This window comes from Prevotella sp. AM42-24 (assembly GCF_003461825.1).
GTDB lineage: Bacteria > Bacteroidota > Bacteroidia > Bacteroidales > Bacteroidaceae > Prevotella > Prevotella hominis.
Genome location: NZ_QTXV01000001.1, coordinates 95,543 through 120,620, shown reverse-complemented (window position 1 = coordinate 120,620; position 25,078 = coordinate 95,543). Strand labels below are relative to the sequence as shown.

The 25,078-nt window shown below is 36.6% G+C and carries 16 protein-coding genes and 2 pseudogenes; 6 read left to right on the top strand and 12 right to left on the bottom strand.

Annotated elements, in window-relative coordinates:
- Positions 1 to 13: 13 nt before the first annotated feature.
- Positions 14 to 1,060, bottom strand: a complete 1,047-nt coding sequence (gene mltG, locus DW917_RS00515) for an endolytic transglycosylase MltG (protein WP_118115462.1) — start codon at positions 1,058 to 1,060, stop codon at positions 14 to 16.
- A 307-nt stretch (positions 1,061 to 1,367) separates the two neighbouring features.
- Between mltG and DW917_RS00510 the strand changes: the two genes are divergently transcribed.
- Positions 1,368 to 2,039 (top strand): HAD family hydrolase, encoded by a 672-nt coding sequence (locus tag DW917_RS00510; RefSeq protein WP_118115460.1) that lies wholly within the window; start codon positions 1,368 to 1,370, stop codon positions 2,037 to 2,039.
- Between the two features lie 393 nt (positions 2,040 to 2,432).
- On the opposite strand, the gene DW917_RS00505 is transcribed toward DW917_RS00510, so the two are convergent.
- The 10 genes from DW917_RS00505 to DW917_RS00460 all read right to left on the bottom strand — a co-directional run bounded on the left by DW917_RS00505 (position 2,433) and on the right by DW917_RS00460 (position 14,398).
- Positions 2,433 to 3,143, bottom strand: coding sequence for a LytTR family DNA-binding domain-containing protein (locus DW917_RS00505; RefSeq protein WP_118115458.1), 711 nt, complete (start codon positions 3,141 to 3,143; stop codon positions 2,433 to 2,435).
- A 148-nt stretch (positions 3,144 to 3,291) separates the two neighbouring features.
- Positions 3,292 to 4,530, bottom strand: coding sequence for an ABC transporter permease (locus DW917_RS00500; protein ID WP_118115456.1), 1,239 nt, complete (start codon positions 4,528 to 4,530; stop codon positions 3,292 to 3,294).
- Positions 4,531 to 4,573: 43 nt separating this feature from the next.
- Positions 4,574 to 5,374, bottom strand: coding sequence for an ABC transporter ATP-binding protein (locus tag DW917_RS00495; RefSeq protein ID WP_118115454.1), 801 nt, complete (start codon positions 5,372 to 5,374; stop codon positions 4,574 to 4,576).
- A gap of 56 nt (positions 5,375 to 5,430) precedes the next feature.
- Positions 5,431 to 6,615 (bottom strand): efflux RND transporter periplasmic adaptor subunit, encoded by a 1,185-nt coding sequence (locus DW917_RS00490; RefSeq protein WP_118115452.1) that lies wholly within the window; start codon positions 6,613 to 6,615, stop codon positions 5,431 to 5,433.
- A 62-nt stretch (positions 6,616 to 6,677) separates the two neighbouring features.
- Positions 6,678 to 8,015, bottom strand: coding sequence for a TolC family protein (locus DW917_RS00485; RefSeq protein ID WP_118115450.1), 1,338 nt, complete (start codon positions 8,013 to 8,015; stop codon positions 6,678 to 6,680).
- 292 nt (positions 8,016 to 8,307) lie between these two features.
- A complete protein-coding gene (locus DW917_RS00480) occupies positions 8,308 to 10,296 on the bottom strand; it encodes a fructose-1,6-bisphosphatase (protein WP_118115448.1) in 1,989 nt (662 codons plus the stop codon).
- A gap of 71 nt (positions 10,297 to 10,367) precedes the next feature.
- Positions 10,368 to 10,988, bottom strand: coding sequence for a deoxynucleoside kinase (locus tag DW917_RS00475; RefSeq protein ID WP_022109967.1), 621 nt, complete (start codon positions 10,986 to 10,988; stop codon positions 10,368 to 10,370).
- 23 nt (positions 10,989 to 11,011) lie between these two features.
- Positions 11,012 to 11,650, bottom strand: coding sequence for a deoxynucleoside kinase (locus DW917_RS00470; protein ID WP_118115446.1), 639 nt, complete (start codon positions 11,648 to 11,650; stop codon positions 11,012 to 11,014).
- Positions 11,651 to 11,724: 74 nt separating this feature from the next.
- The gene (gene ligA / locus DW917_RS00465; RefSeq protein ID WP_118115597.1) at positions 11,725 to 13,695 is read right to left on the bottom strand and encodes an NAD-dependent DNA ligase LigA; all 1,971 of its coding nucleotides are present in this window, start codon (positions 13,693 to 13,695) and stop codon (positions 11,725 to 11,727) included.
- 154 nt (positions 13,696 to 13,849) lie between these two features.
- Positions 13,850 to 14,398, bottom strand: coding sequence for an N-acetyltransferase (locus DW917_RS00460; protein WP_134843367.1), 549 nt, complete (start codon positions 14,396 to 14,398; stop codon positions 13,850 to 13,852).
- Positions 14,399 to 14,527: 129 nt separating this feature from the next.
- Between DW917_RS00460 and DW917_RS00455 the strand changes: the two are divergent.
- Positions 14,528 to 14,734 (top strand): annotated as a pseudogene (locus DW917_RS00455) (IS4 family transposase); the annotation flags it as partial.
- A 373-nt stretch (positions 14,735 to 15,107) separates the two neighbouring features.
- Positions 15,108 to 15,449 carry a hypothetical protein gene (locus DW917_RS00450; RefSeq protein WP_147344094.1) on the top strand — a complete coding sequence of 114 codons (342 nt, stop codon included), beginning with the start codon at positions 15,108 to 15,110 and terminating at the stop codon, positions 15,447 to 15,449.
- Positions 15,450 to 15,927: 478 nt separating this feature from the next.
- Here DW917_RS00450 and DW917_RS00440 read toward each other — a convergent pair.
- Positions 15,928 to 16,077 (bottom strand): annotated as a pseudogene (locus DW917_RS00440) (IS1380 family transposase); the annotation flags it as partial.
- A 289-nt stretch (positions 16,078 to 16,366) separates the two neighbouring features.
- Between DW917_RS00440 and DW917_RS00435 the strand changes: the two are divergent.
- The 3 genes from DW917_RS00435 (at position 16,367) to DW917_RS00420 (ending at position 24,946) form a co-directional block, all read left to right on the top strand.
- On the top strand, positions 16,367 to 17,098 hold the full coding sequence (locus DW917_RS00435) for a UpxY family transcription antiterminator (RefSeq protein WP_118115440.1): 732 nt from the start codon (positions 16,367 to 16,369) through the stop codon (positions 17,096 to 17,098).
- Between the two features lie 249 nt (positions 17,099 to 17,347).
- The gene (locus tag DW917_RS00425) at positions 17,348 to 19,963 is read left to right on the top strand and encodes a leucine-rich repeat domain-containing protein (protein ID WP_118115437.1); all 2,616 of its coding nucleotides are present in this window, start codon (positions 17,348 to 17,350) and stop codon (positions 19,961 to 19,963) included.
- Positions 19,964 to 20,149: 186 nt separating this feature from the next.
- Positions 20,150 to 24,946 carry a WG repeat-containing protein gene (locus DW917_RS00420; RefSeq protein ID WP_118115435.1) on the top strand — a complete coding sequence of 1,599 codons (4,797 nt, stop codon included), beginning with the start codon at positions 20,150 to 20,152 and terminating at the stop codon, positions 24,944 to 24,946.
- The last annotated feature ends 132 nt before the right edge of the window (positions 24,947 to 25,078 follow it).

The following is a 25,078-nucleotide window of genomic DNA, read 5'->3' as shown; positions in this document are numbered from 1 at the left end:
CTTAGTTATTTTTCTATTTAATACCTCTTTCATTCAGCGCTTTACTGTATTTTGCTGCATTTTGCATATGCTCCTGATAGGTTTTTGCAAAATTATGAGTACCGCTGAAATCTTCTTTTGCACACATATATAAATAGTCGTGGTGCACATGATTCAGCACGGCATCAATGCCGGCAATAGAAGGAATACGGATTGGACCTGGAGGTAAACCTGTATTCACATAAGTATTATACGGGCTCTTAATGTGCAGCAGATTGTTGTAAATTCTCTTCAGTTCAAATTTCTTCCAAGCAAACTTGATGGTTGGGTCAGCCTGCAAAGGCATTCCTTCTGGATATTCTGCATTGCGCAAAGTAAGACGGTTATAATACATTCCCGCAACCATCGGCTTCTCAGCATTATTGGCAGTTTCCTCATCCACAATGCTGGCAAGTGTAATCACCTGATTAGGGGTAAGTTTCATTCCTTTCGCCTTTTCCGTACGCTCAAAATTCCAGAAAGTTTTGCTTTCCTTCTGCATACGGTCTAAAAGTTTGTCCAAAGACACATTCCAATAAATATCATAGGTATTTGGAATAAACATACATGCGATTGTAGCAGTATCGTAACCGTATTTCTCGCAGACAGACTCATCATAAAGAGCCTTCGCAATGGTTGCACTGTCAAGCATCAGTCGCTTACTGATTTCGCCAGCCAGTCTGTCCATCGTTCTTACAGAAGGTATGGTAAGATTGACAGGTTCCTGCAAGCCGTTCTTGAGATGTCTCCAGGTGATAAGGGCACCATTACCTGGTTTGATAGCATATCTACCCGTTCTGATATGATCTGCATAACTGGAATGGAGAGTAAGTGTATGAAAAGCCTGGAATGGTAAAGAATTGGCTATCGGCTTCAACTTGGTATAGACGGAATCGATATTATCATCATCATCTATATAAATATATACGGTTTTGCTTTCCTTCGAGAAGGAAGAAAAACAGTAAAGATAAGCAATTCCTGCTATTAACAGCAAGCATGCTATTGCTCCATAAACATACAACTTTGATGTTTTCTTTTTCATACGAATTGTGTTTTGAATCTATAATGATTTGTGTTTAATATCAACAATTTAAATTGACGTTTTCCCTAAATCGAACCTGAAGTACTATCATTTGGGAGTAACTGTCCTGAATTGATGATGCAAAAGTACACTAAATATGGGAAACGACCAAATTATAGCATTAAAAATAGGTTAATTATAATTTCAAATAGACGAAGCTAACAAGATTTTGTTTAACTTTGCAGGCAAAAAGTAGTATTATATACTCAAACTCAAAAAGATTGTTATGGAAAGATTATCAACAAATGGAATTCAAGATGGTAATAGAATGAACCATACTGTCCAAACGAATCATGATGTCAGGTTCAATTTCGAAACCTACATTTTTGACTTAGACGGAACATTACTATCAACATTAGAAGATCTTGCAGCAAGTTGCAACTACGCTTTGCGCACTCACGGAATGCCAGAGCGAACACTGGAGGAAGTAAGACTTTTTGTAGGAAATGGGGTAAAGAAACTGATGGAACGTGCGATTCCTGAAGGCTTGCAAAATCCAAAATTCGAAGATACTTATCAAACCTTCCGCAAGCATTATATGGCTCACAACCTGGATTCTACCAAACCATACGAGGGGGTAATGGAAATGCTTGAAAGTCTGAAAGCTAAGGGTAAGAAAATTGCCGTAGTCAGCAACAAGTTCTACGATGCAACACAAGCCCTGTGCAAGCATTTCTTTGGAGATTTGGTAGATGTGGCAATCGGTGAAAGAGAAGATATTCGCAAAAAACCTGCACCCGACACGGTAATGGCTGCACTGAAACAACTTCAGGCGAGTAGGGAAGGAGCGGTCTATATCGGAGATAGTGATGTGGATATTATGACTGCCAGAAATTGCGAAATGCCTTGCATCAGCGTTCTCTGGGGATTCCGCGATTACAATTTTCTGATAGAGCACGGAGCCAGCATTTTAATCACGAATCCGCTACAATTGCGATAAATCTCATTTGCAACAAAAATTATGTACGACAAAAGTTTCTATCAAACTATAAAGCATTAATAAAAAGAGCAAAAAAAATAATTATTCTCTCAAACAGGCATTGCTAATGATTAAAAAAAATATGGAATTTAGCTTTGCCTGTTTGGGTTTCATTTAATACTTTTCAATATTTCGCTTTTTGTATTTTTTTAATCTTACTCTTACAATAAAACTTACTCTAAGAAATATATCTATAGGACTCCATATATAAAACAAACTTTTTTATAAAATTACCTTTATAATACTTCCCTTATAGCACTATTTCAAAATCCTAATTTATTTTATAAGCCTTCTTATAAGTTCTTCTTCTGAAGACTTCATTCATAAGATCTGCAGCTCTTGTAAACCAATATCTTAATCCAAAGTATGCCTGTCGATAAAATCAACTACAATATTCTTATATGTTTCAGAAATCGGGATACAAATTTCTCCATAATAGAGTTTCGTTTTGTCTGTATAATCAAACAAATCAAAATTTGCAATATAAGAGCGGTGAATTCTCTTGAATTTTCGTTTGGGGAGATGATCTTCCAGTTGGCGCAAATTCATCAAAGTAATGATGTTTCTTTTATTTTTCATATGGAATTTCACATAATCCTTCACACCTTCCACAAAAAGAATATCATCAAAATTGACCCGGATAGCTTTATAATCACTCTTCACGAACATATAGCCATCTCTCCTTATCGGGTCAGCTTCATCCACATTTCTCATGTAATTTCTTACTCTCTCAACACAAGCCTGAAAATTCTGATAATTTACCGGTTTGAGAAGATAGTCGAAACCGCCAGACTTATAACCATCTATCGCATATTCACTAAATGCAGTAACAAAAACGATACGAGTCTTCTTAGGTAGCAATTTCGCAAGTTCCAAGCCACTCAACTGCTGCATACGAATACCCATGAAAAGCAAATCAATAGAATGTTCTCTAAAGCCTTTCATTGCCTCAACTGCATTCGTATAGCCACCTATTAAATTCAAATAGGGGACTTTAGCTACATGGCTCTTTAGAATTTTTACAGATTCTATATTGTCATCTACTATTGCGCAACTAATTTTCATAATAGTAATCTTTAAATAGTTAAATCTCCAAGTTATTAAATGTGAGCTAATAAAAGCCTCCACTTGTTATAAAAAAATAACGTAGTGGAGGCCATAATATTGTCTTTTTGGCTACAAAAAATCTCTTAAAAAACTTTTATTGCCTGTTTTATTCGTAACGAATGGCTTCTATCGGATCGAGCCTTGCTGCTTTTTTGGCAGGATACCATCCAAAGAATACACCAGTAAACGTACATACTGCAAAACTCATGATAATACTCCATGGCTCTATCTGAGTAGCTACGTGGGCAAACTGTTGCAAGGAAACCGAAATACTTACTCCAAGAATCACACCGATTATACCACCAGTAACACTCAGCAGAATAGCCTCGATAAGGAATTGGTTGAGGATGTCTATTCCCCTGGCTCCAACACTCATTCTCAAGCCGATCTCTCGGGTTCGTTCTGTGACACTCACATACATAATATTCATGATTCCAATGCCACCCACAATCAGAGAAATACCCGCAACACTACCGAGCAAAATTGTAATAGTTGACATCGTGGAATTCATCATACTTGAGATTTCTTCCTGTGAACGGATATTAAAATCATCATCGTCACCCTCCGTCGTATCCGTAGCGTCTTTCAACTTATGTGTTCTACGAAGAATCTGTGTTATCTGATCCTGAGCAGGTTCTGAAGCTTCTTCTGTAATGGCCGAACATACAATTTCACTCAGATAAGTCTGCGCTAAGATTCGTTTCATGACCGTAGTATATGGAGCCAAAACAAGGTCGTCCTGGTCCATACCCATACTGTTATAACCCTTTTTCTTAAGAACTCCTATCACACGGAAAGGAATACTGTTGAAGCGGACAACCCTTCCTATAGGATCACTTCCATCCGGGAAAAGATAATCCACAACCGTCTGTCCCAAGATACAAACTTTGGCAGCAGTCTTGATGTCAGAATCAGTAAACATCTCTCCATCAGCAATCTTCAATTGTCTGATAGTCAGATAGTCCTGATTCACACCATAAATACTACTCTGGGTATTGTTGTTACCATTGATCCATTGTCCATTACTGCTCACAGAAGGCGAAATGGCCGAAATATAGTTACATTCATCCTTAATGGCGTCATAGTCGGTCTGCTTAAGAGTCTCCATGGAAGAAGCATCTTGACGAACACCTCCACGCATATCGGCTCCCGGATGAATCATAATCATATTGGAACCCATCTCTGCAATATTAGCCTTGATGCTGGCTTTACTTCCCTGACCAATGGCAAGCATGGTAATAACTGCGGCAATACCGATAATGATACCTAATGCCGTGAGGAAAGAGCGCATCTTGTTGGCCGCAATGGCACGGATTGCTATTTTAAAAAGATTCTGATAATTCATTTTCTTATTTTTATAGGAACATCAAAGAAATAAGATTCTAAATCTATTCATCTGTATTCTGAGGCAATGCAGCCAAACCTTCCTTTGCAGAAAGGATATGCTGATTGTATTCGTCACTGATAATATGACCGTCACGCAACTCTATATTCCTACTGGAATAATTGGCAATATCCGGATTATGAGTCACAAATATAATGGTTCTGCCTTCTGCATAAAGTTTCTGAAACAAGACTAGAATCTCAAAACTGGTTCTCGTATCCAAATTGCCTGTAGCCTCATCAGCGAGAATCACCGCAGGATCATTGACCAGAGCTCTGGCAATAGCAACACGCTGCATCTGTCCACCAGACATCTGGTTGCTCTTGTGATAAAGTCGCTCGCCAAGACCTACAGCCTTCAAAGCCTCAATCGCTCTATTCTTTCGCTCTTCAGGACCTATATTAGGATTATACATCAGAGGAAGTTCTACATTCTCTACACTTGTCGTCTTAGGCAACAGGTTGTAGTTCTGGAAAATAAAACCAATCTTTCGGTTTCTAAGAATAGCACGGTCATTTCTTGACATCGTCCTCACGCTGACTCCATCAAGATAATATTCACCACTGGATGGAGTATCGAGACAACCGAGCTGGTTGAGTAGGGTAGATTTACCAGAACCAGATTTACCCATGATAGTAACAAACTCTCCCTCATAGATCTTGAAGCTAACACCTTTCAAGGCATGAACCACCTCATCTCCAACTAAGAAATTGCGCTTCACATTATCCAGTTCAATGACGACCTTTTTGCCCTCTTGCTGTCCTATTTGTTTGCCTTCATGGCTATTGCTTGAAATTTCTGTCATCTCTTGAAAAATTGTTTCTGCTGAGAGTTCCTTGATCAGGGGACTCTCAACTTGGGTTATTTTTTCTTTCCTCTTGGACCAGGTCCGCTAATCAATCCCTGACTTTGCTGCTGACTATCTTCTTCGTCTTCAGAAGCATCAACAACAATTTCTGTAACAACGCTTTGACCTGCCTTTATACCGCTAATAATCTGAGTATGCATTGCATCACTCTGCCCGATATTTACTGAATGGGCAGTCAGCGTATTACCATTTAGCGTCCATACCTTATTCTTACCTTTGCAATCTACGATTTTCATATCTTTGCCCACCGTCTCTTTAGTTGGAGTAAAGCGCAAAGCCTTATTGGCAACACTTAATATATTAGCTTGCTCCTTCGTGAAAATGGTAACATTGGCAGTAAGTCCTGGCTTCAATTTCAGATCCGCATTAGGAGCGCTAATTACCACTTCGTAAGTTACCACATTATTAGTAGTGGTAGCTTCCAGTCTCACCTGCTTAACAACACCCTCGAAAGTATCATCAGGATAAGCATCTACCGTAAAGTTAACTCTATTGCCTACAGCTACACCACCGATATCTGCTTCATCAACATTTGCAATAACCTGCATATTCTTCAAGTCTTTGGCAATAGTGAAAAGTTCTGGTGTATTGAAACTGGCAGCTACAGTCTGTCCTTCTTCCACACTTTTAGAAATCACAGTTCCATCAATAGGAGAAGTGATTGTAGCATACCCCAGATTAGTTTGCGCTTTCTGCACATTTTCTCGGGAAGAAGCAACCTGCTCCTTGGCCTGCCTGTAAGCCAAAAGGGCATTTTCATATTCATCAGCACTTACAAGACCTTTCTTGTACAAAGTCTGATAGCGCTTCATATTGGCACTCTGATAACTGAGATTACTCTCAGTACTTGCTAAATTTGCCTTAGCCGTATTCAGTTCACTGATCAGGTTGGTCTTGTCAAGTTCAGCAATCACCTGACCTTTTTTAACTACGGAATTGTAATCCACATAAAGTTTATTCACAATACCACTCACCTGAGTACCAACAGTAACACTGGTAACAGCCTCTATAGTTCCTGTAGCAGTTATACTGTTCTGCAGTGTATGAGTGGCAACTTTCTCTTGCTTGAAATTAATCTGTTCTTCCTTTTTGCCCCCCGAAAGCAACCAAGCAGCAACTGCTATGACAACCACAAGAATCATGGCAATCCATACCTTACTAAAGATTTTCGTTTTCATATCTCTCAGTGTTCTTTTAAATTTATTATTTCATCATACCTATTTATATTGATAAAAGAAGATTACTCCACCTTCCCGTTTTTATAGAAGTTCAACATACCTAAATTAAGGATTGTCAAGTACTTAGCCTGCAATTCATTCTGCTGAGCATTAAGGAGATTATCCTTACCCGTACGAAGTTCTACAATATTTTTCAATCCCAGTTTAAACTGCTCATTCAAGAGTTCAAAAGAGGTCTTGGCACTTTCGGTAGAAACCTTCGCAGCTTTGAATTGGCTCTGATTTGTATTCGCCTGCAACCAATAATTTTCAATAGTAGAGTAGAGCTTTGTCTGCTCATTCTTCAAATCCAACATACTACTCTGTTTCTGAAGATTAGCCTTGTTGATAGCAGTTTTGGTTGCACGATTATCATAGATAGGAATGCTGATGGAAACACCACCACCTAAATTGAAATTCTGCTTGATTTGCGTTCCCCAACCAGTCTTGTTCATGGAAGTAGAACTTGTAGAGACACCTGCATTGGCACTAATCGTTGGCATTTTACCAGCTTTGGCAATATCAATATTCAAATTACTCTGATCTATCATATTCTGATAGCTTTTGATTTCCGGACGATTGTCAAGAGCAGAAGCATAAACGCTATTGAGAGCAGGAATAGAAGCTAAAGCCTGTGAATCGGTAGTAGAAGGAATCACAATATCAAAAGCCTCATCGTTTGTAATTTGCAACAATTCCTTGAGTTGTCTCTTGTAATTCTTGACATTACTCTCAGCAGCAACAATATTATATTCATCCTGTGCTCTCTGAGCAGTAAGCTGAGCTAAATCAGCCTGACTCATCTTACCAATCTTAACGAATTCCTTTCCACGGTTTTCATTTTCCAGACTTGATTTATAACTTTCTTGGTTTACTTTTATCGCCTCCGTAGAATAGCAAATCTGAATGTATAAAGTAGCGATTTGTTCTTGCAGATTTTGAGCCTGAGTGGCTGAATCCAAAGCAGCAGCTTCGTAAGTCAACTTATTCAGTTTTACCTGGTTACGATTCTTGTTTCCATTCCAGATTACATAGTTACCCGTTACAGAATAAGAACCATTGTAATAAACCTTATCAACAGAAGATTTGGTGAAACCCTCTCCACTGATTCCGCTTGTTACCCAAGGAGTATAACTGACATTCTGATTAGACGAAGCAGACAAAGAAGGCAACAATGCAGCTTTAGACTGCAAATAATCCTCATTTGCACTTGCTTTTTTAATTTGAGTCTTTTGCAAACTTATATTATTCTCCAATGCATAATTGATGCATTCTTTTAGAGTCCATTGTTTTGCAAAAATCCCAGAAGGAATGGTGGCTAAGAAAGCACCAATCAAAACTTTACCAAATCTTTTGTTCATATCTTAATCATTTATATTATTATCACTCTTAGTATAATCCGATTTATTTTATAACTACAGATTTCATAATCTAAATCAGATTACAGTTTTTCTCTATTTACGTTTGGTTAGACGAAGTGTAGTAGAAATAAGTTTATTTGCCTAAAGTCATTTTAACAATCATTTTAAGACTCAAATGAAAAAACAAAAAGATGTTATCGGGCTAAAAAACAAAAAAAAGAGAAATATTACAAGCAAATAATGCCTTATAATATTTCTCTAACTAAAGTTGGATAACTTGCTGTATTACAAATTATTGCTTCTTTTCTTTTTCTTTAATATATCCATGTCTGTAAGCAAAGAGTAATTCCTCCAGATCGTCAATTTGCTTACGAAGTTCCACACCTATATCAGTATCAGCCACAAGCATTCTTCTATTAGACATTTCTACTATCTGGGTGGTACTTTTAATGTCCGTACCTCTCTGGATAGCATCTTCTGTACTTGTAAAAGGTTCATGCTGAACAAGCTGGAAACCTCTGGAGTGATAGACTAACGTATAACCGGCTATACCCGTCTCATTATGATAAGCCTTAGAGAATCCACCATCAATAACCATCAGTTTACCATTGGCTTTGATAGGATTTTCACCCTTCAGAGTTCTTACAGGCACGTGTCCGTTGATGATATGTCTATTAGAACCTACCACTCCGAATGCATCAAGAATATGGTCTATCACTTCTTCATCATCACGAAGCTTGAAATAATATCCCTTTTCCTCAACATGGGTCTCCTTATCTGCAATAAAATATCGCTCAAATGTAGCCATTTTACTCTTGTCAAAGAGAGGACTGTCTGGACCACACCACAGATACAAGAAATAGTCAATCGCATAATCTCGCTCCTCTGGCGCAGAATCCTGCTGGAAAGCAGTACGAATCTGCATACCCGTATAGTGCATTAAGGCTCTACCGCTATATTTCTTTCCAGGATAAATTTCCACTTCCTTCAAAGAACCATCTTCATTCAGAGGACAAGATGCATGGAACAACAGATTATTATTATAAATTCCATACATACAACCATGTTGCAACATCACTCTGATGTGCTTATGCAACTTTTCACAAACAGAGAATGAATGATGCAATTTGCTGATGAGAATTTCTTCCTCTGGTGATAATTCAGATGGGGCAGCAGGATTGATAGTAGGGAAGGAGCAAGAACTCATCTTGTACGTTTTCCCTTGAAGATCTATCGTTCCATTCTGATAATCAACATGTTCAAAGAGACATCTGTCATTCATTTTCCATTCAGGATGCTTGGCAATAATCTGGCTCTCCACCTTAAACTGAATTACCGCAATGGCCTTATGCATCTGAGCCGTTAATCGCAAAGTTTTTTCATCCAACAGGGAAGCACCACCTGTTGTTTTAGGAATAAACTCCGTACATGGATCATTCTTGTAAGTCTCCATGGCAAACGTAGCCAAAGGAACAAGATTGATTCCATAACCTTCCTCAAGAGTTGGTAAATTACCATATCGCAAACTCAATCTGATAACATTACAGATACAAGCATCATTACCTGCCGCAGCACCCATCCAGAGAATGTCGTGATTTCCCCATTGCATATCCCAACTATGATATTTCCTCATAGTGTCCATGATGATATGGGCACCAGGACCTCTATCGTAAATATCTCCCAATATATGAAGCGAATCGATAGCCAAACGCTGGATTACATTGGCAATGGCGATGATGAAATCATCCGCTCTACCTGTAGAAATGATCGTATCGACAATTACATTCACATAAGCAGTTTTATCATGATCTTCCGTATGCTCATGTAGAAGTTCCTGAATGATGTATGAAAAATCAGCAGGAAGTGACTTTCTTACTTTTGAACGAGTATATTTGCTGGAAACATCACGGCATACTGCAACCAATTGATGAAGCGTAATATGATACCAGTCATCAATATCCGTCTCATTATGCTTTACCAGTTCAAGTTTCTGTTCCGGATAGTAAATAAGCGTACACAGTTCTCTTTTCTCTGTTTCCCTCAGAGTATTGCCGAACAGTTCATTTACCTTTCGCTTGATGTTTCCAGATGCATTCTTCAATACGTGAATAAATGCTTCATACTCACCATGGATATCAGCCAGGAAATGTTCCGTACCCTTAGGCAAATTAAGGATTGCCTGCAAATTGATAATCTCCGTACTCGCCTCCGCAACCGTAGGAAACGATTGCGAAAGAAGTTGGAGATACCTCATGTCTTCTTCGATATTGTAATGCTTCATACGTTGACAATTTGTTAATTCTTGTTGATAATATATTTATAATCAGAAACTAAAGCCCATTGATTCCCAACTTATTCCAATGGGAAGAGACCAAACAGTTCTGCATCTATCTGATCAGTAATCTGTCTGAAATCCTCAGGGTTCTCCTCGAAATTAAGATGGTCACCATCTATAATAATCAATTTACCCTTATAGTTTTTGATCCAATTCTCATATCTGTTATTCAATCCCTGAAGATAATCTATGCGAATACTTTTTTCAAAGTTTCTACCACGACGCTCGATATGGCTCACCAGAGTAGGGATGCTACTTCTGATATAAATCATGAGATCAGGAAGTTTTACCAGACTGATCATAAGATCAAAGAGGTCGGTATAGTTTTCAAAATCCCTGTCACTCATCATACCGATATCATGAAGATTTGGAGCGAAAATCTTCGCATCTTCAAAGATAGTTCTATCCTGAATAATTGTATCATCACACTTGGAGATTTCTACTACATCATGAAATCTCTTATTCAAGAAATAGATCTGCAGGTTGAAAGACCATCTTTCCATATCCTTGTAATAATCAGCCAGATAGGGATTATTATCAACAGGTTCGAAATTAGGTTTCCAACCATATCTTTTGCTCAGTAATTTCGTGAGCGTCGTTTTACCACTACCGATATTGCCCGCAATTGCTATATGCATTTTCTTAACATTTAAATTGTTTACTAATCTTTTTCATTTACTCGTGAAGAGAAAAGACCAAAGAGTTCTGCGTCTATCTTATCAATGATGCCTCCAAACTCTTTAGGATTATGCTCAAAATCCATGTTGTCAACGTCAATCACGAGCACCTTTCCTTTGTATTTATTCCATATAAAATCTTCGTAGAGAGCATTGATCCCCTGAAGATAATCAAGTGGAATTTTCTGTTCACATTCCCGTCCTCTTTTCTGGATATTTTTGACGAGATGCGGTACAGAAGAACGAAGATAAATCATCAATTCCGGTTGCTCTACAACAGACATCATTGAATCAAACAATCCCATATAAGTATCAAAGTCACGCTCGTCCATATAACCCATTTTTCTATTGTTAGCCACAAAGACATACACGCCCTCGAAGATACTGCGGTCTTGAATGATAGTCTCGTTACTTTGTTGTATTTCCAACAGATTTTTGAAGCGCTGCTTCAAATAGAAGATTTCCATATTGAGCACCCATCTGGGAATATCTTTATAATAATCATCCAGGTAAGGGTTTTTCTCAACGGGTTCAAGAAATTTCTTCCATCCGTAATGCTTTGATAACATTTGAGTAAGCGTTGTTTTACCACTTCCAATATTACCTGCTACTGCTATATACATACTTTATTTAAGTTTAGATGAGATGAAATCCATTTTTATGAAGAAAGAATCATCATATATTAAGAATGGTCATCTCAAGTGAATTTTTCTCTGAATTGTTCCTCTGTGATAATGGAAATGCCCAGTTGATGGGCCTTCTTGTTTTTAGAACTTTGAGACTCTGCATCATTATTTATAAGGTATGTTGTGCTTTTACTCACACTACCAGTTACCTTACCACCTTGACTTTCTATATAAGCCTTCAGTTCGTTTCGGTTTTTATAATGATACACATCGCCTGTTATCACAAAAGTCTGACCTGCACATTTCGTACCCACTTCCGCAACTTCTACTTCTTTGACATCAAGTTCCTTCAGTAGGTTTGAAACCTTAAGATAGTTTTTATCATCTTTGAACCAGTTTACGAACCTGGCACTTTTTTCAGGACCAATACCATCTATACTTGCAAATACATCATCAAAAAGCGAAGTCTTAGCAGTTTCCATCAATTCCTTAAAAGTATATTTACTTAAAAGACGTTTGGCAACATCAAACCCGCATAGAGGAATACTCAGAGCATACAGCAGATGCCTGCTGTCAGTATTTCGACTTTTTTCGATACTTTCCAACAACTTACTGACCGATCTCTTGCCAAATCCATCCAGACTCGTAATCTGGTAGGCAAAATCTTTCAAGTGATAGAAATCAGCATAATCCCTGATCCATCCATGATTGATAAAAGTGGAAACCGTTTGTTCTGAAATTCCGTCTATATTGATTCCATCTTTGCTTACAAAGCGGGCAAACTTCTTCAACTGTTTAGCAGTACAGTCAGCATTGCTGCAATGTAATTTCTTAGTCCCCGATTCACTCAAAACCACATGAGCCTCAGCACCACAAACAGGACATTTATCAGGAATATTCAGAACGCCAACTTTTTCAGTTATTTTGATGACTTTAGGAATAATCTTATTGGCCTTGATTACCTGTAATTTCGTACCCGCATCTCCAATACCCAAGCGTTCACATTCGCTGATATTACAGAGCGAAGCACGCTGAACGGTAGTGCCTTCCAACTCTACTGGTTGAAAAACAGCAACAGGAGAAATCGTACTGGCAGCACATGACCATTCTATATGATCCAAAACCGTCTCTGCATATTCATCCTGCCATTTGAAAGCATAACCGGCTCTTGTCGCATGATGACCAGTAACAGAACCAGTAGAAGCATACTGGGTATCATCATAAGTAATAACCAGTCCATCCACCGGAAATGGTTGCTTCTTATGGGTAACTTTCTGGGTAAACTCATCAATTTTCTCCTGAATATTCACAGAGGTAGGATTTTCTATGAATCGATGTTCCACCGTCTGAAAGCCAAGCTTTTCTAAATAATCCATTCTTTGCCCCCATGATAGAATTTCCTGATCGGAATATACTAAAGTGAAAGGAATCCACTGGATATGGCGGAGTTTAACTTCATCCACATCCTTAAGCGTCAGAGATCCAGACGCAAGATTACGCGGATTGGCATAATCACTTTCTGTCTCTAAAAGAAAATTATTGAAATCCTCATAGGAAATTACAGCCTCTCCACGGATTACCAAATGCCCTTTTTCAGAAATCTTAGGCAATACTCCCTTGATGGCAGGGGCAAGATGAGTAATATTCGTACCTATATGCCCATCACCACGAGTTACGATTTTGGTAAGTTTCCCATCATCATAAGTAGCAACTAACGTAAGTCCATCAAGTTTCCATGAAATCCAAATCGGTTTGTTACTGGCCCATTTTTCAAGGTCAGCAACACTTTTGGTTTTGGCAAGTGATAAGGCAGGAAATTCATGAGGTTCTTTCTTGCCGGAAATAGAATCCTCAGAAACTTTATTTGTTGGAGAATCTGGTAAAACTATTCCAGTTTCATCTTCCAACAATTTCAGCTGGTCGAACTTGGAATCCCACTCATAGTCGGACATCAGTTCAGCCTCACCATTATAATATGCTTGAGAAGCATTGTTGAGTTGTTCAACAAGTTGCTTCATCATAGTCGTTTTTTCTTCTTTCATAATTGTTTCTTTCATACTTAGATTGAAGTAAGCGGGCTAAATGAAATATCAACTTTCAAAAGCCAGCTACAACATATCTAATGCAAAGATACTGCAAATAATTCTAATTGCCAAAAAAAGAAACAATATTTTGGAAATACGACATTAAAATCTCTTAATAGATATTTTCTTCTTTTTCATTCAGCGTAACATATTCAAATGCAATTCGCTTGCCACGGATACCATAATCGACAGTTCCGCAATAGCAGAATCCCATCGATGATAGAAGTTTCACCATTTTCAGGTTTTTGATATGGGTATCTACCTTGATACTTGGAATGCATTCTACTTCACAAAGTCCTTTTACCTTTTTAATAAATACCTGAGCAAAACCTTCTCTTTGGAGTTCGGGTAAAGTTGCCAAACGATGAATGGCATAATAATTACCATATGTCTTCCAAGTACCCTGGATACTATTATATTTTTCTTCCCCGTTAAGTATGACAGCTCCATAAACTGCAATCTTTTTATCAATAGTAAGTACTTGCGCTACTCCGTTATTGATATCAGCCAAAATATCAGATTCAGAAGGATAGCCACCAGTCCATTGATGTAGTCCTGATTCTATCATCTGCTGTCGTGCCTGATTTATTAAATCCATACACTCCTCAAAATCTTTTAGCGTGGCTGCCCTGAAATCTATATCGAAATGTTTTTTGTCCATCTTCTGTATTTTTACGGATATGACTTTATTGTATTTTCGTTGCAAAATTAACAAAAAAAAACGAATTAGAATAGGAAATGAAGAAAAAATAGCTATAAAGCTGCATTTTTCATCAGTTTTGATGCTTATTTGGCCATTAGTGTTGCCATTATCACTTATTGTCTCGTGGCTATTGTGCACCATGATATGCAATTGAAACGCTCGACATATGAAGTTTTGCAGATTCTAAGCATTTCATTGACGGACAAAACCCACCTAAGAGATCTATTTGATAAGACCATTTTCAACGATGTCAAAGAACTCGATTATCCCCTTTTTAAGGGACTATTTGATTAATTAATTAACGTGTCCAATTTTTATTGGACACTAATGATAAGTTGTTAGAAAAGATAGTATATGTTTTTGAGTTAGTTAGTATCTCCGGTCGCACAACAGCTGTTGTGCGCTTGCATAGCAGCTGATATGCGCTTGCACAACAGGTGATGTGCATGTGTCGGTCAACTGTTATGCGCCTACTATAATTTAGACTTATGACGCCTCCTCTTTGTCATTTGGTACATACAGAATGGCATTTCATACAAGGTAGGTTTAGATATTTGGCGGATAGAAATAACCATCTTACTTTTGCGCTCGTAATCGGGAAGCGATAGAAGAGAATGATTCGTGGAACGAGGAACATGAAGTATAACCCTTTAATATATAATAAGGTATGAAGAAGATTATGATTTCGTTGATGATGGTAGTAGCTGTCACCACAACCAGTTTTGCAAAGAGTAACAACACCGATGTGGCAAATGCCGTAAAAAGCGTAGCCGAGCTGGTAAAGCAGGCTCCATCCGGCACAGTGTATGGTGTAGTTGAAAACACCAAGCACCACATCACCGTAGCTACTCCTTTCGGAAAGTACACCATAGAGAAGAAGGACGGCGGCGTCAGCTTTATGGGAATGTCGGCGAAGCTGGTATCATCGAAGAATGGCATTTATAAAGTCAAGACATCCCTTGGTAATTTTACGTTGAATGCCGGAAAGGGAACGGTGGTGAAGAACTAAACGGAAAAGGAAGATAGAAAATTGGCTATATTTGATAGATTTCTGTCGTAACTTCTAAAGAGAGCAGGACTAGTTTTGAAAAGATGGGGAAAGAATGTTGGCAGAAGCCATATACGTGAACTCATTTCGGTAAGAGACACGATTATGGAGAGGAAAGACAATGTGCTCAATTATTTCAAAATAGATCTACCAATGCTTCTACAGAATCTTTCAACTCTAAGCTGAAAGGCTTTAGGGCACAAGTGCGTGGGCTGGCAGTCATGCCATTCTTCATGTATCGTACGGTCATGATATTTGGTTAGGAACCCTTCAACATCCTTCTTCTTGCGTGTACACGTCCTCTCATTACTGAATTGTCAGATAAATTGAGGCTGAAACATCCCTTCTGCCTACGACATCCCCTTACCCCACAATGCGACTTGAGACAATACGCAGTATCATACCCATAAGTTATCATCGAAGATACGTTCTTTTCCTTCACGCCAGGGCGATAACTAGAGAACTTCTTGTATGTAGGCTTTGCATCATACAGCTCAGTCTCTATAAACTGTTGGTTGAAATCAACATCATACTTCTTGCCCTCTTTCAGTTGGCCAGATGCAAACATACAAGTGAGTAGTAAAGTGTTGTGGAATTAAGGTTAAATAGTCTTTAATTTTCATTGGGGCGTTGATATTTTCTACCATTTCTTGCCTTTTCTCAATAAAATTCCGTACCTTTGCAATTAGATTGTATAGCCAGATTGCAGTTGTCACTGTAAGGCGAGTTCTTTCATGATAACCGTACCGGCAGCCTACGCCGTGCTGAGTGTAGTGAAGTCAAACATGACCTATCTATACGATAGCGGGCTTTGGGTGAGAAGACAATCTTTTGTCGCAATTTAACGGATTTCTGTCTAGAAAAAAGTTAGCACCGATATGAAAGCCGATGAATGGACATCAGAAGATGTACACACCTTAGGAGATGGTGAATTTCCTCCTTGCGCTGGACTTACCTCCAACGCCCTCCCCGAAGCTCAAAGCACTGTTTTCGCTGAGAGTTCACAAACAGGGGTGTCCACCAGATATGCACTTTTAACAACAAAGACTAAACAAACCCAAAAGGAAGAAATTCCACATTGGTATGCACTACGCTGTACATACGGTAGAGAAAAAACGGCATACGATTATATGGTTGCTAAGGGCATCACAGCCTTTTACCCTACTACAAGTGTAGTGAAACTAATAAAAGGTAAACGTCAAACTGTTACGGAATCACGTTTGCCAAATATTTTCTTCGCTTATGGTACTGAAAAAGAAATCAAAACCTACGTTTACGACAACGTAAATCTCCCATTCCTTCGTTTTTACTATCGTCACGTCCACGTTGGGCGCAGAATAGAGAAGATTACTATGATAGTTCCAAATTATCAGATGGATAGTCTAAAAATCATCTGTGCTGCCGATACGGAAAATACCATCGTTTCATTAGTTGAAGTTCCAAAATTCGAAAAAGGACAATTGGTTAAGGTTACTGAAGGAGCGTTCAAAGGAGTGATAGGAAGAGTTGCACGCTGGCAAGGACAGCAGAGAGTTGGGGTTGTAGTAGATGACTTGGTGACAGTTGTGACAGCGTATATTCCAAGCGCGTTTATAGAGTTAATAAAATAAATACCTTTTATAACAATGTGGAGTTAAATTTCTCCATGGTTCGAAAATATCCCTCCAAAAGGAGTGGGTTTCCCAGATTTAATTTGTATTTTTGCCATGTCTATCGTAGGATTCTCTTGTTTGTTTTTGCAACACTAAGATAAGTGAATTCTTCGATATGACAAACCCCTGGGCAACTTTTTTGTTGCTCAGGTACTTAAAAAGTTTAATTTATAATAGTGTTGCGGAATTAAAGATTACTTAAAAAATATGGCCAGAATAGCAGATATTCCAAAACTAGCAGCTGAGATTAAGGCTTTGTTAATTAAGTACGATGGTGTACCATCAGTTAATGTTGACAGAAAAGCCTATGCTAAAATTTATGCTAGCTTTAAAAGGTATGCAAACGAACCAGAATTTATCAATTTAATTGATGAATTTAAGCTTAATGTGATAGATAGTCATCTATCCATTGGCAAAGGAACTCGAAGAGGTCCTGGTAATGATGATTTTGAACAGAAGGCAAAGGAGTTGCTTGAAATTGTTCGTCAATATAATGGCATGCCAAGCCAATCTCAAGATAGTGCAGCGTATGCTAAAATCAACTATTACTTAAAACGGTATGGTGACCGAGATGAATTGCAAGAATTAAAGAAATTATGTAATATAGAAAATGAGGGAAGTGCATATTTCAAAGACAAATTAGAAAAAATTGAGCAAGTTTTAAAAGAAGAGAAACGCATTCCTGCTGTTAAGGAGAATCCGTCACAATATTATGCTTGTCGTAACTTATTTAAAAAACATTCAGATCAACCTGATGTTAAAAGGCTGATGTACATCTATGTATCATCATCCTTATTTCCACTGCCTAATACTAAATTTGGGCCAATGCCAGCTCATGAAATGGAGGAAGTGCTTCTCGTACACTCAGAAAGGATAGTTCGTATGAGTGACAATCCTGAATACTATAGATGGAGGCGCGACGTTAACTACGAATACATATGTTTTGTGTACGAAAATTACGGAGTGTTGCCAGCAGAAAAAACTAAACCGATGCAATTTCTTTTACGGGAAATAGAGCATTGGGAAAGATATAATATTGATGCAAATAGTACAAGCCGAAACAATGCATTATTAATGGTTCTTGAAAAACTAGTCGAACTAGGTTGTAAAGAACCATATATTATTCATGCCCTGAATTCGTTGTTAATTAAACTAGATGAACTTAATTGTGCTGTACGTCAACTTGTGATTAATAATGGTTCTTGTGCAATACATTATATTGCACAAGGAGCAATTCCTTCAATGCCTTTGTCAGACAGGTTTGTATATTATTATTTCTATAATTTGCACAATGATAGACCTTTATACAGAGAACAATTACCCTGTTTAGGTGAATTGTATGCAAGTTTTGATAATGCGGCTATATTAAGAGTCCATTACCGCGATCTTTATAAGTGTAAGATTGATCAGCTTAGGACGATGGCTCTAAAGTATAATCGTAATTGGGAAGATTTTCCTCCATTGACACAGGAAGATTGGCAAAACTATGGGATATGTATGTTTTTTATGGCAGAAAAAAGCTCAAAATGGAGTCATCTGACCTTTAATACAGAAACCAACTTTATTGAAAGTTGTTTCCAAGAAGGACATGAATACTTTAATTTTTATAAATCAGACAGTTATTTTAAGTATGCGGATTATGTTCTGTTTTTATTAGAAAATGGTTATAAATTAGGCTCTAAATCCCAAACTAATCTGGTTGATGCTTTCATGCCTGATAAAATATGTCGATATGACTATTATCATCAAGGGATAACAGAAGATGACACAACAACTCTCTATTCTATATTATGTAAAAGAGATGATTGCTTTGTTGATAAGTCAGGTGTCGTATATTCTATGATTAACAACGAAAAATGTTTGCTGATGTTCCCTCCTAAAGCTACATCTGTTCGAATTGCATCAGGTACAAAGCGTGTATATTTCAGAGCTATACTCACATGTAAGGACAGTTTAACTAGTGTTGTTATAAATTCTGGGCTAGAATCAGTAGAGTGTAGTTTTAGTTCTACATGTGATAAGTTAGAAGAAATTATTATACCCAATTCTGTTATTGAAAAATATCAGAAAATATTTTCAAAACACGATGTGGCTAATTTTAAGGATAAGCAAGGAAATGTTATACCTCCAAAAGCTATATTTGAAGGTACTAAGTTAGTTTCTGTGCCATATGGACCATTCTATGAAGTCCCAGAGGGTACAACTGAAATAGCCAAAAGTGCTTTTTCTGGGAGTGGTGTTAAAAAAGTCGTTATTGCAGGTTCGATTAGAGAAATTCATGAGGCTTTATTCTGGTACAACGAAACTGTTGAGGAAATTATCTTGAAGGAAGGTGTAGAAATTCTTCAGGGTGGTAGTATTTTTGGAGGATGTCATAATCTTTACAAGATTCAGCTGCCCTCATCATTGCATAAAATTTCTGGTAGCATTCTAAATAATTCTATCAATGTTAAATCTTTGATATTTCCAGGTGATATCGATTATTTGTATGATGCTTTTAGTGATTCATCGCTTGAGTATCTATGCTTTAAGGGACATGTAGATAAAATTGATAGTAATGCTTTCGGGGTTTGCGGCCACAAGTTTTTTCTTAAGATAATAGAATTTAAGGGTAGTGTTAACTGTATTTCAAATTTCTTCCACTCATGTCCAATGCTAGAAGAAGTAGTAGTTACAGGAAAGTGTAATTCTCTCCATGGATTCGAAGATTTCAATTTAAAAAGGACCCCCGTTCTAAAGAAAATAACGTTATCTAAAGATAATGAGGCTCTATTCTACTCAAAGATACCATCTGAATTTCATTATTTGCTCCACGTACAATAAAATAGGAAGTTGCTAACCCCTATGGGCATGGGTAGTTGCTAATAGTGTTGCGGATTTTAAGAATATATAAAATTTGGAGGACGTTGGATATATATATGACAAAGATGCGTTCTGGAGAGATTTTTTCTATGGAATATTCTATAGATATGTTTGAACAAAGAGTATAACATTGGTAAATAATATATTATGGCAGATTTAAAAAATGTTCAGCCACTTAATGATTTTGATTGGGATGCCTTTGAAAAAGGCACGTTCAATGAAGATAAAATCGAAGTTATTTCCGAATACAAGCATGGAGTGGCTATTGTAAAGAAAAATAATCTATTTGGTGCTATAATGGTAGGTGGAAAAGAAATCATTAAACCAATATATGAAAAGTTAAGTGATTTCGATTGTGGATATGCAAAAGCATCATATACCATACATATAAATGGAGTAGAAAAACAAGAAGAACGAAGCATTAACATGTCTGGGCAGATATGTGTAATGCATAATGAAAATGAAGTTTATCTCCCTGAAGAATATGATTGGGGTATGGATTTCGATGGTAATCTTTGCGTTGTTATTAAAAATGGCCTATATGGGGTTATTGATTCCAATTTTAACACTATACTAGACTGTAGTTATACCCATTTTGATAGTTATATCAATGGGTATGCAACTTTTGAGGGTACTGAAAAAACTGTAATGATAGATACCGAAGGCCGAATTTGTTATTGTATAGAAAATATCTACACTGATGGCTATAAAATTATTAGTAGTTTAACCGATGGCAAATTTTATGGGCTGTTAAATGAAAAAAACAATCTTGTACTACCAGTAAAGTACGATAATCTTAATAGGCTAAAATGTGGCTTGTTGGTATCAAAGACTGATAATCAACAGTATAGCTTCATTAATCCTTTAGATGGTCTGATAAAAAAGACTATAGAGTGTGACGATGTATATGATATTTCTTCAGTGTTTTTTGCCATTAAGGCAAACATTGGTGCAACAAAGAATAGTACTTTATTCTACGATAAAGAATTTTGTGAACTAGAAACTATACCTTATTGCATTGACAATATCAGACAGAATAAAGAATCGGTTTTATTTAAAGTAAATGGATTGTCCATTGAATGCACTTGTGAGGGAAATTTATTTGTTCTCCCACAGTTTACAAACGGATGGTCTCAAGTACCAATTTGTGTTTCTAGAAAGTCAATTCGTTTAGACTATCTTAAATATAGACATGAATACCTGGCAAAAGGTTATGAGAAAATAATAGATGAAAATAACAAAGTGGGAATAGCAGATATTGAAGGAAATATAATCATATCTCCTAAGTATGATTATATTAATTTCGCTTGTAAAGATTTGTTTGTTGCAGCTATTCCTAACCAAGAAGATAACAATCATTTAGTATTTGGTGTAATAGACAATTTCGATAATATTAAAATACCATTTAAATATGGCTTTCTGCTATACGTCGTTGGCGAAGTGTTTGCATTTACAATGGATGAAAAATACCCTGTAAACAACTATAATATAGATAAATATTATCATGCTATGCTTCTTAGTAAGGACGAATCCTATATAAAAGATATTTCATATGGTATTGTCACTATAAAAAATGGAGAATTAACTAAATCCAATATAAAAAAAATACGTTTCACAGAAAATAACGATAAGTGGCTTATTGTCGGCATATTAAGTATGGGTAAACATGAGACATACCCTGATCTCAAGTATGGCGTATTGGGAATTGACGGAAACTATTTAATCTATCCATGGTATTCTTTAATTACATTTGACAAAGACATTAATCGTTTCTCTGTTTCTTTGAACAGAAATAATCCGTATGCATCAAAACAAATTATTGACGAAAAAGGTAATCTTATAACACATGATGTCAACGGCTCCATATTATTAGTACCTTCTCATATTGCACAAACGTGTGGAAGTTTTTCAGATGATGGTATTGCCGAAATCGTAAAGGATGGAATAATAGGACATATCAATCGTAAATTTGAGATTGTGTCTTTTTTTAATGATCATTATATTGAGATTCCGAAACAATACGATTTTGCACTAAACTTTGTTTATGGCTATGCTTCCGTCATAAAAAATGATAAGTATGGTATTATTGATTCAAACTGTAAAGAGGTTATACCTTGTAAATATGACGAAATAGAAGCAATAAGTCCCAATTATTTAAAGTTTCAAGAGAATAATCAGTGGGGCATTATGGACTTCCTGTTAAATATTATCATAGAACCATTATATGCTAATGTCGCGTCCTGTATTGAAGAAAAGTTTGTTGTTTCATTGGCATCAACAAAGCAGAATGGGTCAAGTACACAGCATTCTCATAATTATGGAGTAATTGATTCTCATGGTACCATTTTAATTCCACATAAATATCACGAAATAGAACCCATATCTCATGAAGGTAATATATTATGGATAGTAACTAGCTCCGTTGGTTATAGTCAATACAAAAAAGGAGCATTTGATAATCGCCAGGAATTGGTTATTCCTATCATTTTTGATGATATTGTAGTCAACGACGATAAACTTGAATGTAACGTATTTGAAAAATCATATAATGCCTGCAAAACTGTACAATATTCTGCAAAATATAATTTTGTAGGTCAACAGATTCTGCTTATAGATAAAGGAAGGAAAGTTAGAGTTCCTAAAGAATATATGCTTGCATATTCTAGTGGACTATCAATGCTTCGAGTCATGAAAAATGAAAAATGGGGATTAATTCACATCGATAATTCCATTTTAGTAGAACCACAATATACGTACATAGACAAATTTCAATATTCTTATGCGATCATTGGTAATTCTGACGAAGGTTGCATATATTCGTTCGATGATTTTTGGCACATACCTAATATGAAATATGGTCTTATAGATAACATGGGAGAAATAGTTTTGCCAATCGAATATAAAGATATAAGTTTTTGGGATAATGGATACATTTGTGTCTATAAAGATGGCGAAGGATATTCCCTTTTATCTCCCACATTACACCAGTTGATATCAGGGTATTCATTATGCGAAAAGTTAGATAACCGTTTTATTATAGTAGATGGAGAATCAAATAATTATTGTTCGATGAAGCGCTTGATAGATTATCTAGGACATGAAGTTTTTGATAATTCCAAAATAAATACCGATTTCAAAGAAATTGAAATAATAGAAGACACATATTTTAAAATAACATTTAGTCGTGGCGATTACGGATCTCATATTGGAATTGCAAATTTTGCGGGTAAAATAATTTATGATAACTGGGAATGCAATGACATCGTATACCTTAGGAACGGGTATTTTAAGGTTGAGAAATTGGAATTTATTGATTATGACAATGTACTTAAAACATATAATTTGGTAAATTCTGTTGGTAATGAAGTTTTTGAAAAGTACTATTACAATATTGATATTAAAGATGATACAACAATCTTTATAACGGGACGTTATGGAAACGGTATGGCAGACATATATGGAAATATTATTATTCCTCCTAGATATGCAAATAAATTGAAGTTCAATAACGGTTTTTCTAACATCTACATAAAGGGAGACGACAAGCCACATATAATTGACCGGCAGAATAATGTCATAGTAATCAATAAGAACAATAGTAAAATAATTTTGCCGAAGAAGTATCATTGGGGAACAAATTTCTTAAATGGGTTAAGCATTGTTAGAGAATTTAAAGGGTATAGAGATTTTCTCGGAGTAATTAAAGAAGATGGTACCACAGTGTTGGAAGCAAAATATGATAATATATCTTTCTTATCAAACAATACTATTTTTGTTAAAGAAAAAGATTGCTATGGACTATTCGCATCAGATGGTAAATGCATCTTACCGACAATATTTACTAGTATAGATTTTGTGGGAAAGGATAGGCTTCGGGGTTTATGGAATTTAATTTTTTCAAATGATTGGCAAGGTACAGACAAGCCATATACGGTGACTGAGGATAAATTTGCTAAACAATATGATCTGAATTATACGGTTAAAAATAGGTCAGCAATATGTAATTATGAAGGTAAGATTCTTAATGACGTATCATTGCCTTGCGTAGGAAAATTTATTGGAAAATACGCTATAACATGTAGAACCATAGAGTTCGAAAATAATAAAATAAAACTAAAGGGTATAGGAGTTATAGATATAAATGGTAATAGTATATTGTCCAATGACTATGATTATATTAAATTATTCAACACCCAATATGCGCGTGTAACTAAAGGTCATATACGTGGAATTGCCAATTTAGAAGATAAAAGCGTTAAGTTTTTCGATAATCTCACTATCAAACATGCTTGGGAAATAGATGTATACGGTAGAATGGTTTATACGGAAAATGGGAAATATATTTCATCCGATGATGATTGGAATTCCAACTCTAAGGGGGAATATGATGGTAACCGAGGAGTTGTTTCTAATGAAGGTATACTAGTTCCTCATGGGATTTATGATTCCATTATATTACTAGAAAATGGATTGATAAAAGTTGCAAATAAGGACAACACGCTTTATGGGTTATTAGATAAAAATGGCAAAGAAATACTTCCTGTCAAATATACTTCCATATCCTCCTTTATTAGGGACCAAGCCATTGTTAGCTTAGGTGGAGAATTAGAAGGTTGGCAGCGAAAAATTCGTAATGCCAAATGGGGTATTATAAATTCAAATGGTGAGTTCATCCAAGAATGTACACTTGATGAGAAACCTGAAATTAAATATACTTATGAAGATTCGAATGATGACGAACATGTAGTAGATGCAGGGCAGCTCAAAGATATACTAAGCGACTATATACCCCAAAAAGAACCTAGTTATTATGAATATTACAGTTGTGGGTATTATGACGATGATGGCCGATATAGCAAGTACGGAGAATACAATGGCTATGATGACCAAACGATTGGCGAAGCATTTGAAGGTGACCCCAGCCTAACGTGGAACATAGATTAAAGGTACAATGACGATAGCACTGTATCGGTACCACGCATAGCGTTGTAATCGGTACCATGCTATCACTGCAATCGGTACCGCTTGTATCGCTGCAAACGGTACCAAGATTTCAGTTCTGCTTTTCAATTTCAT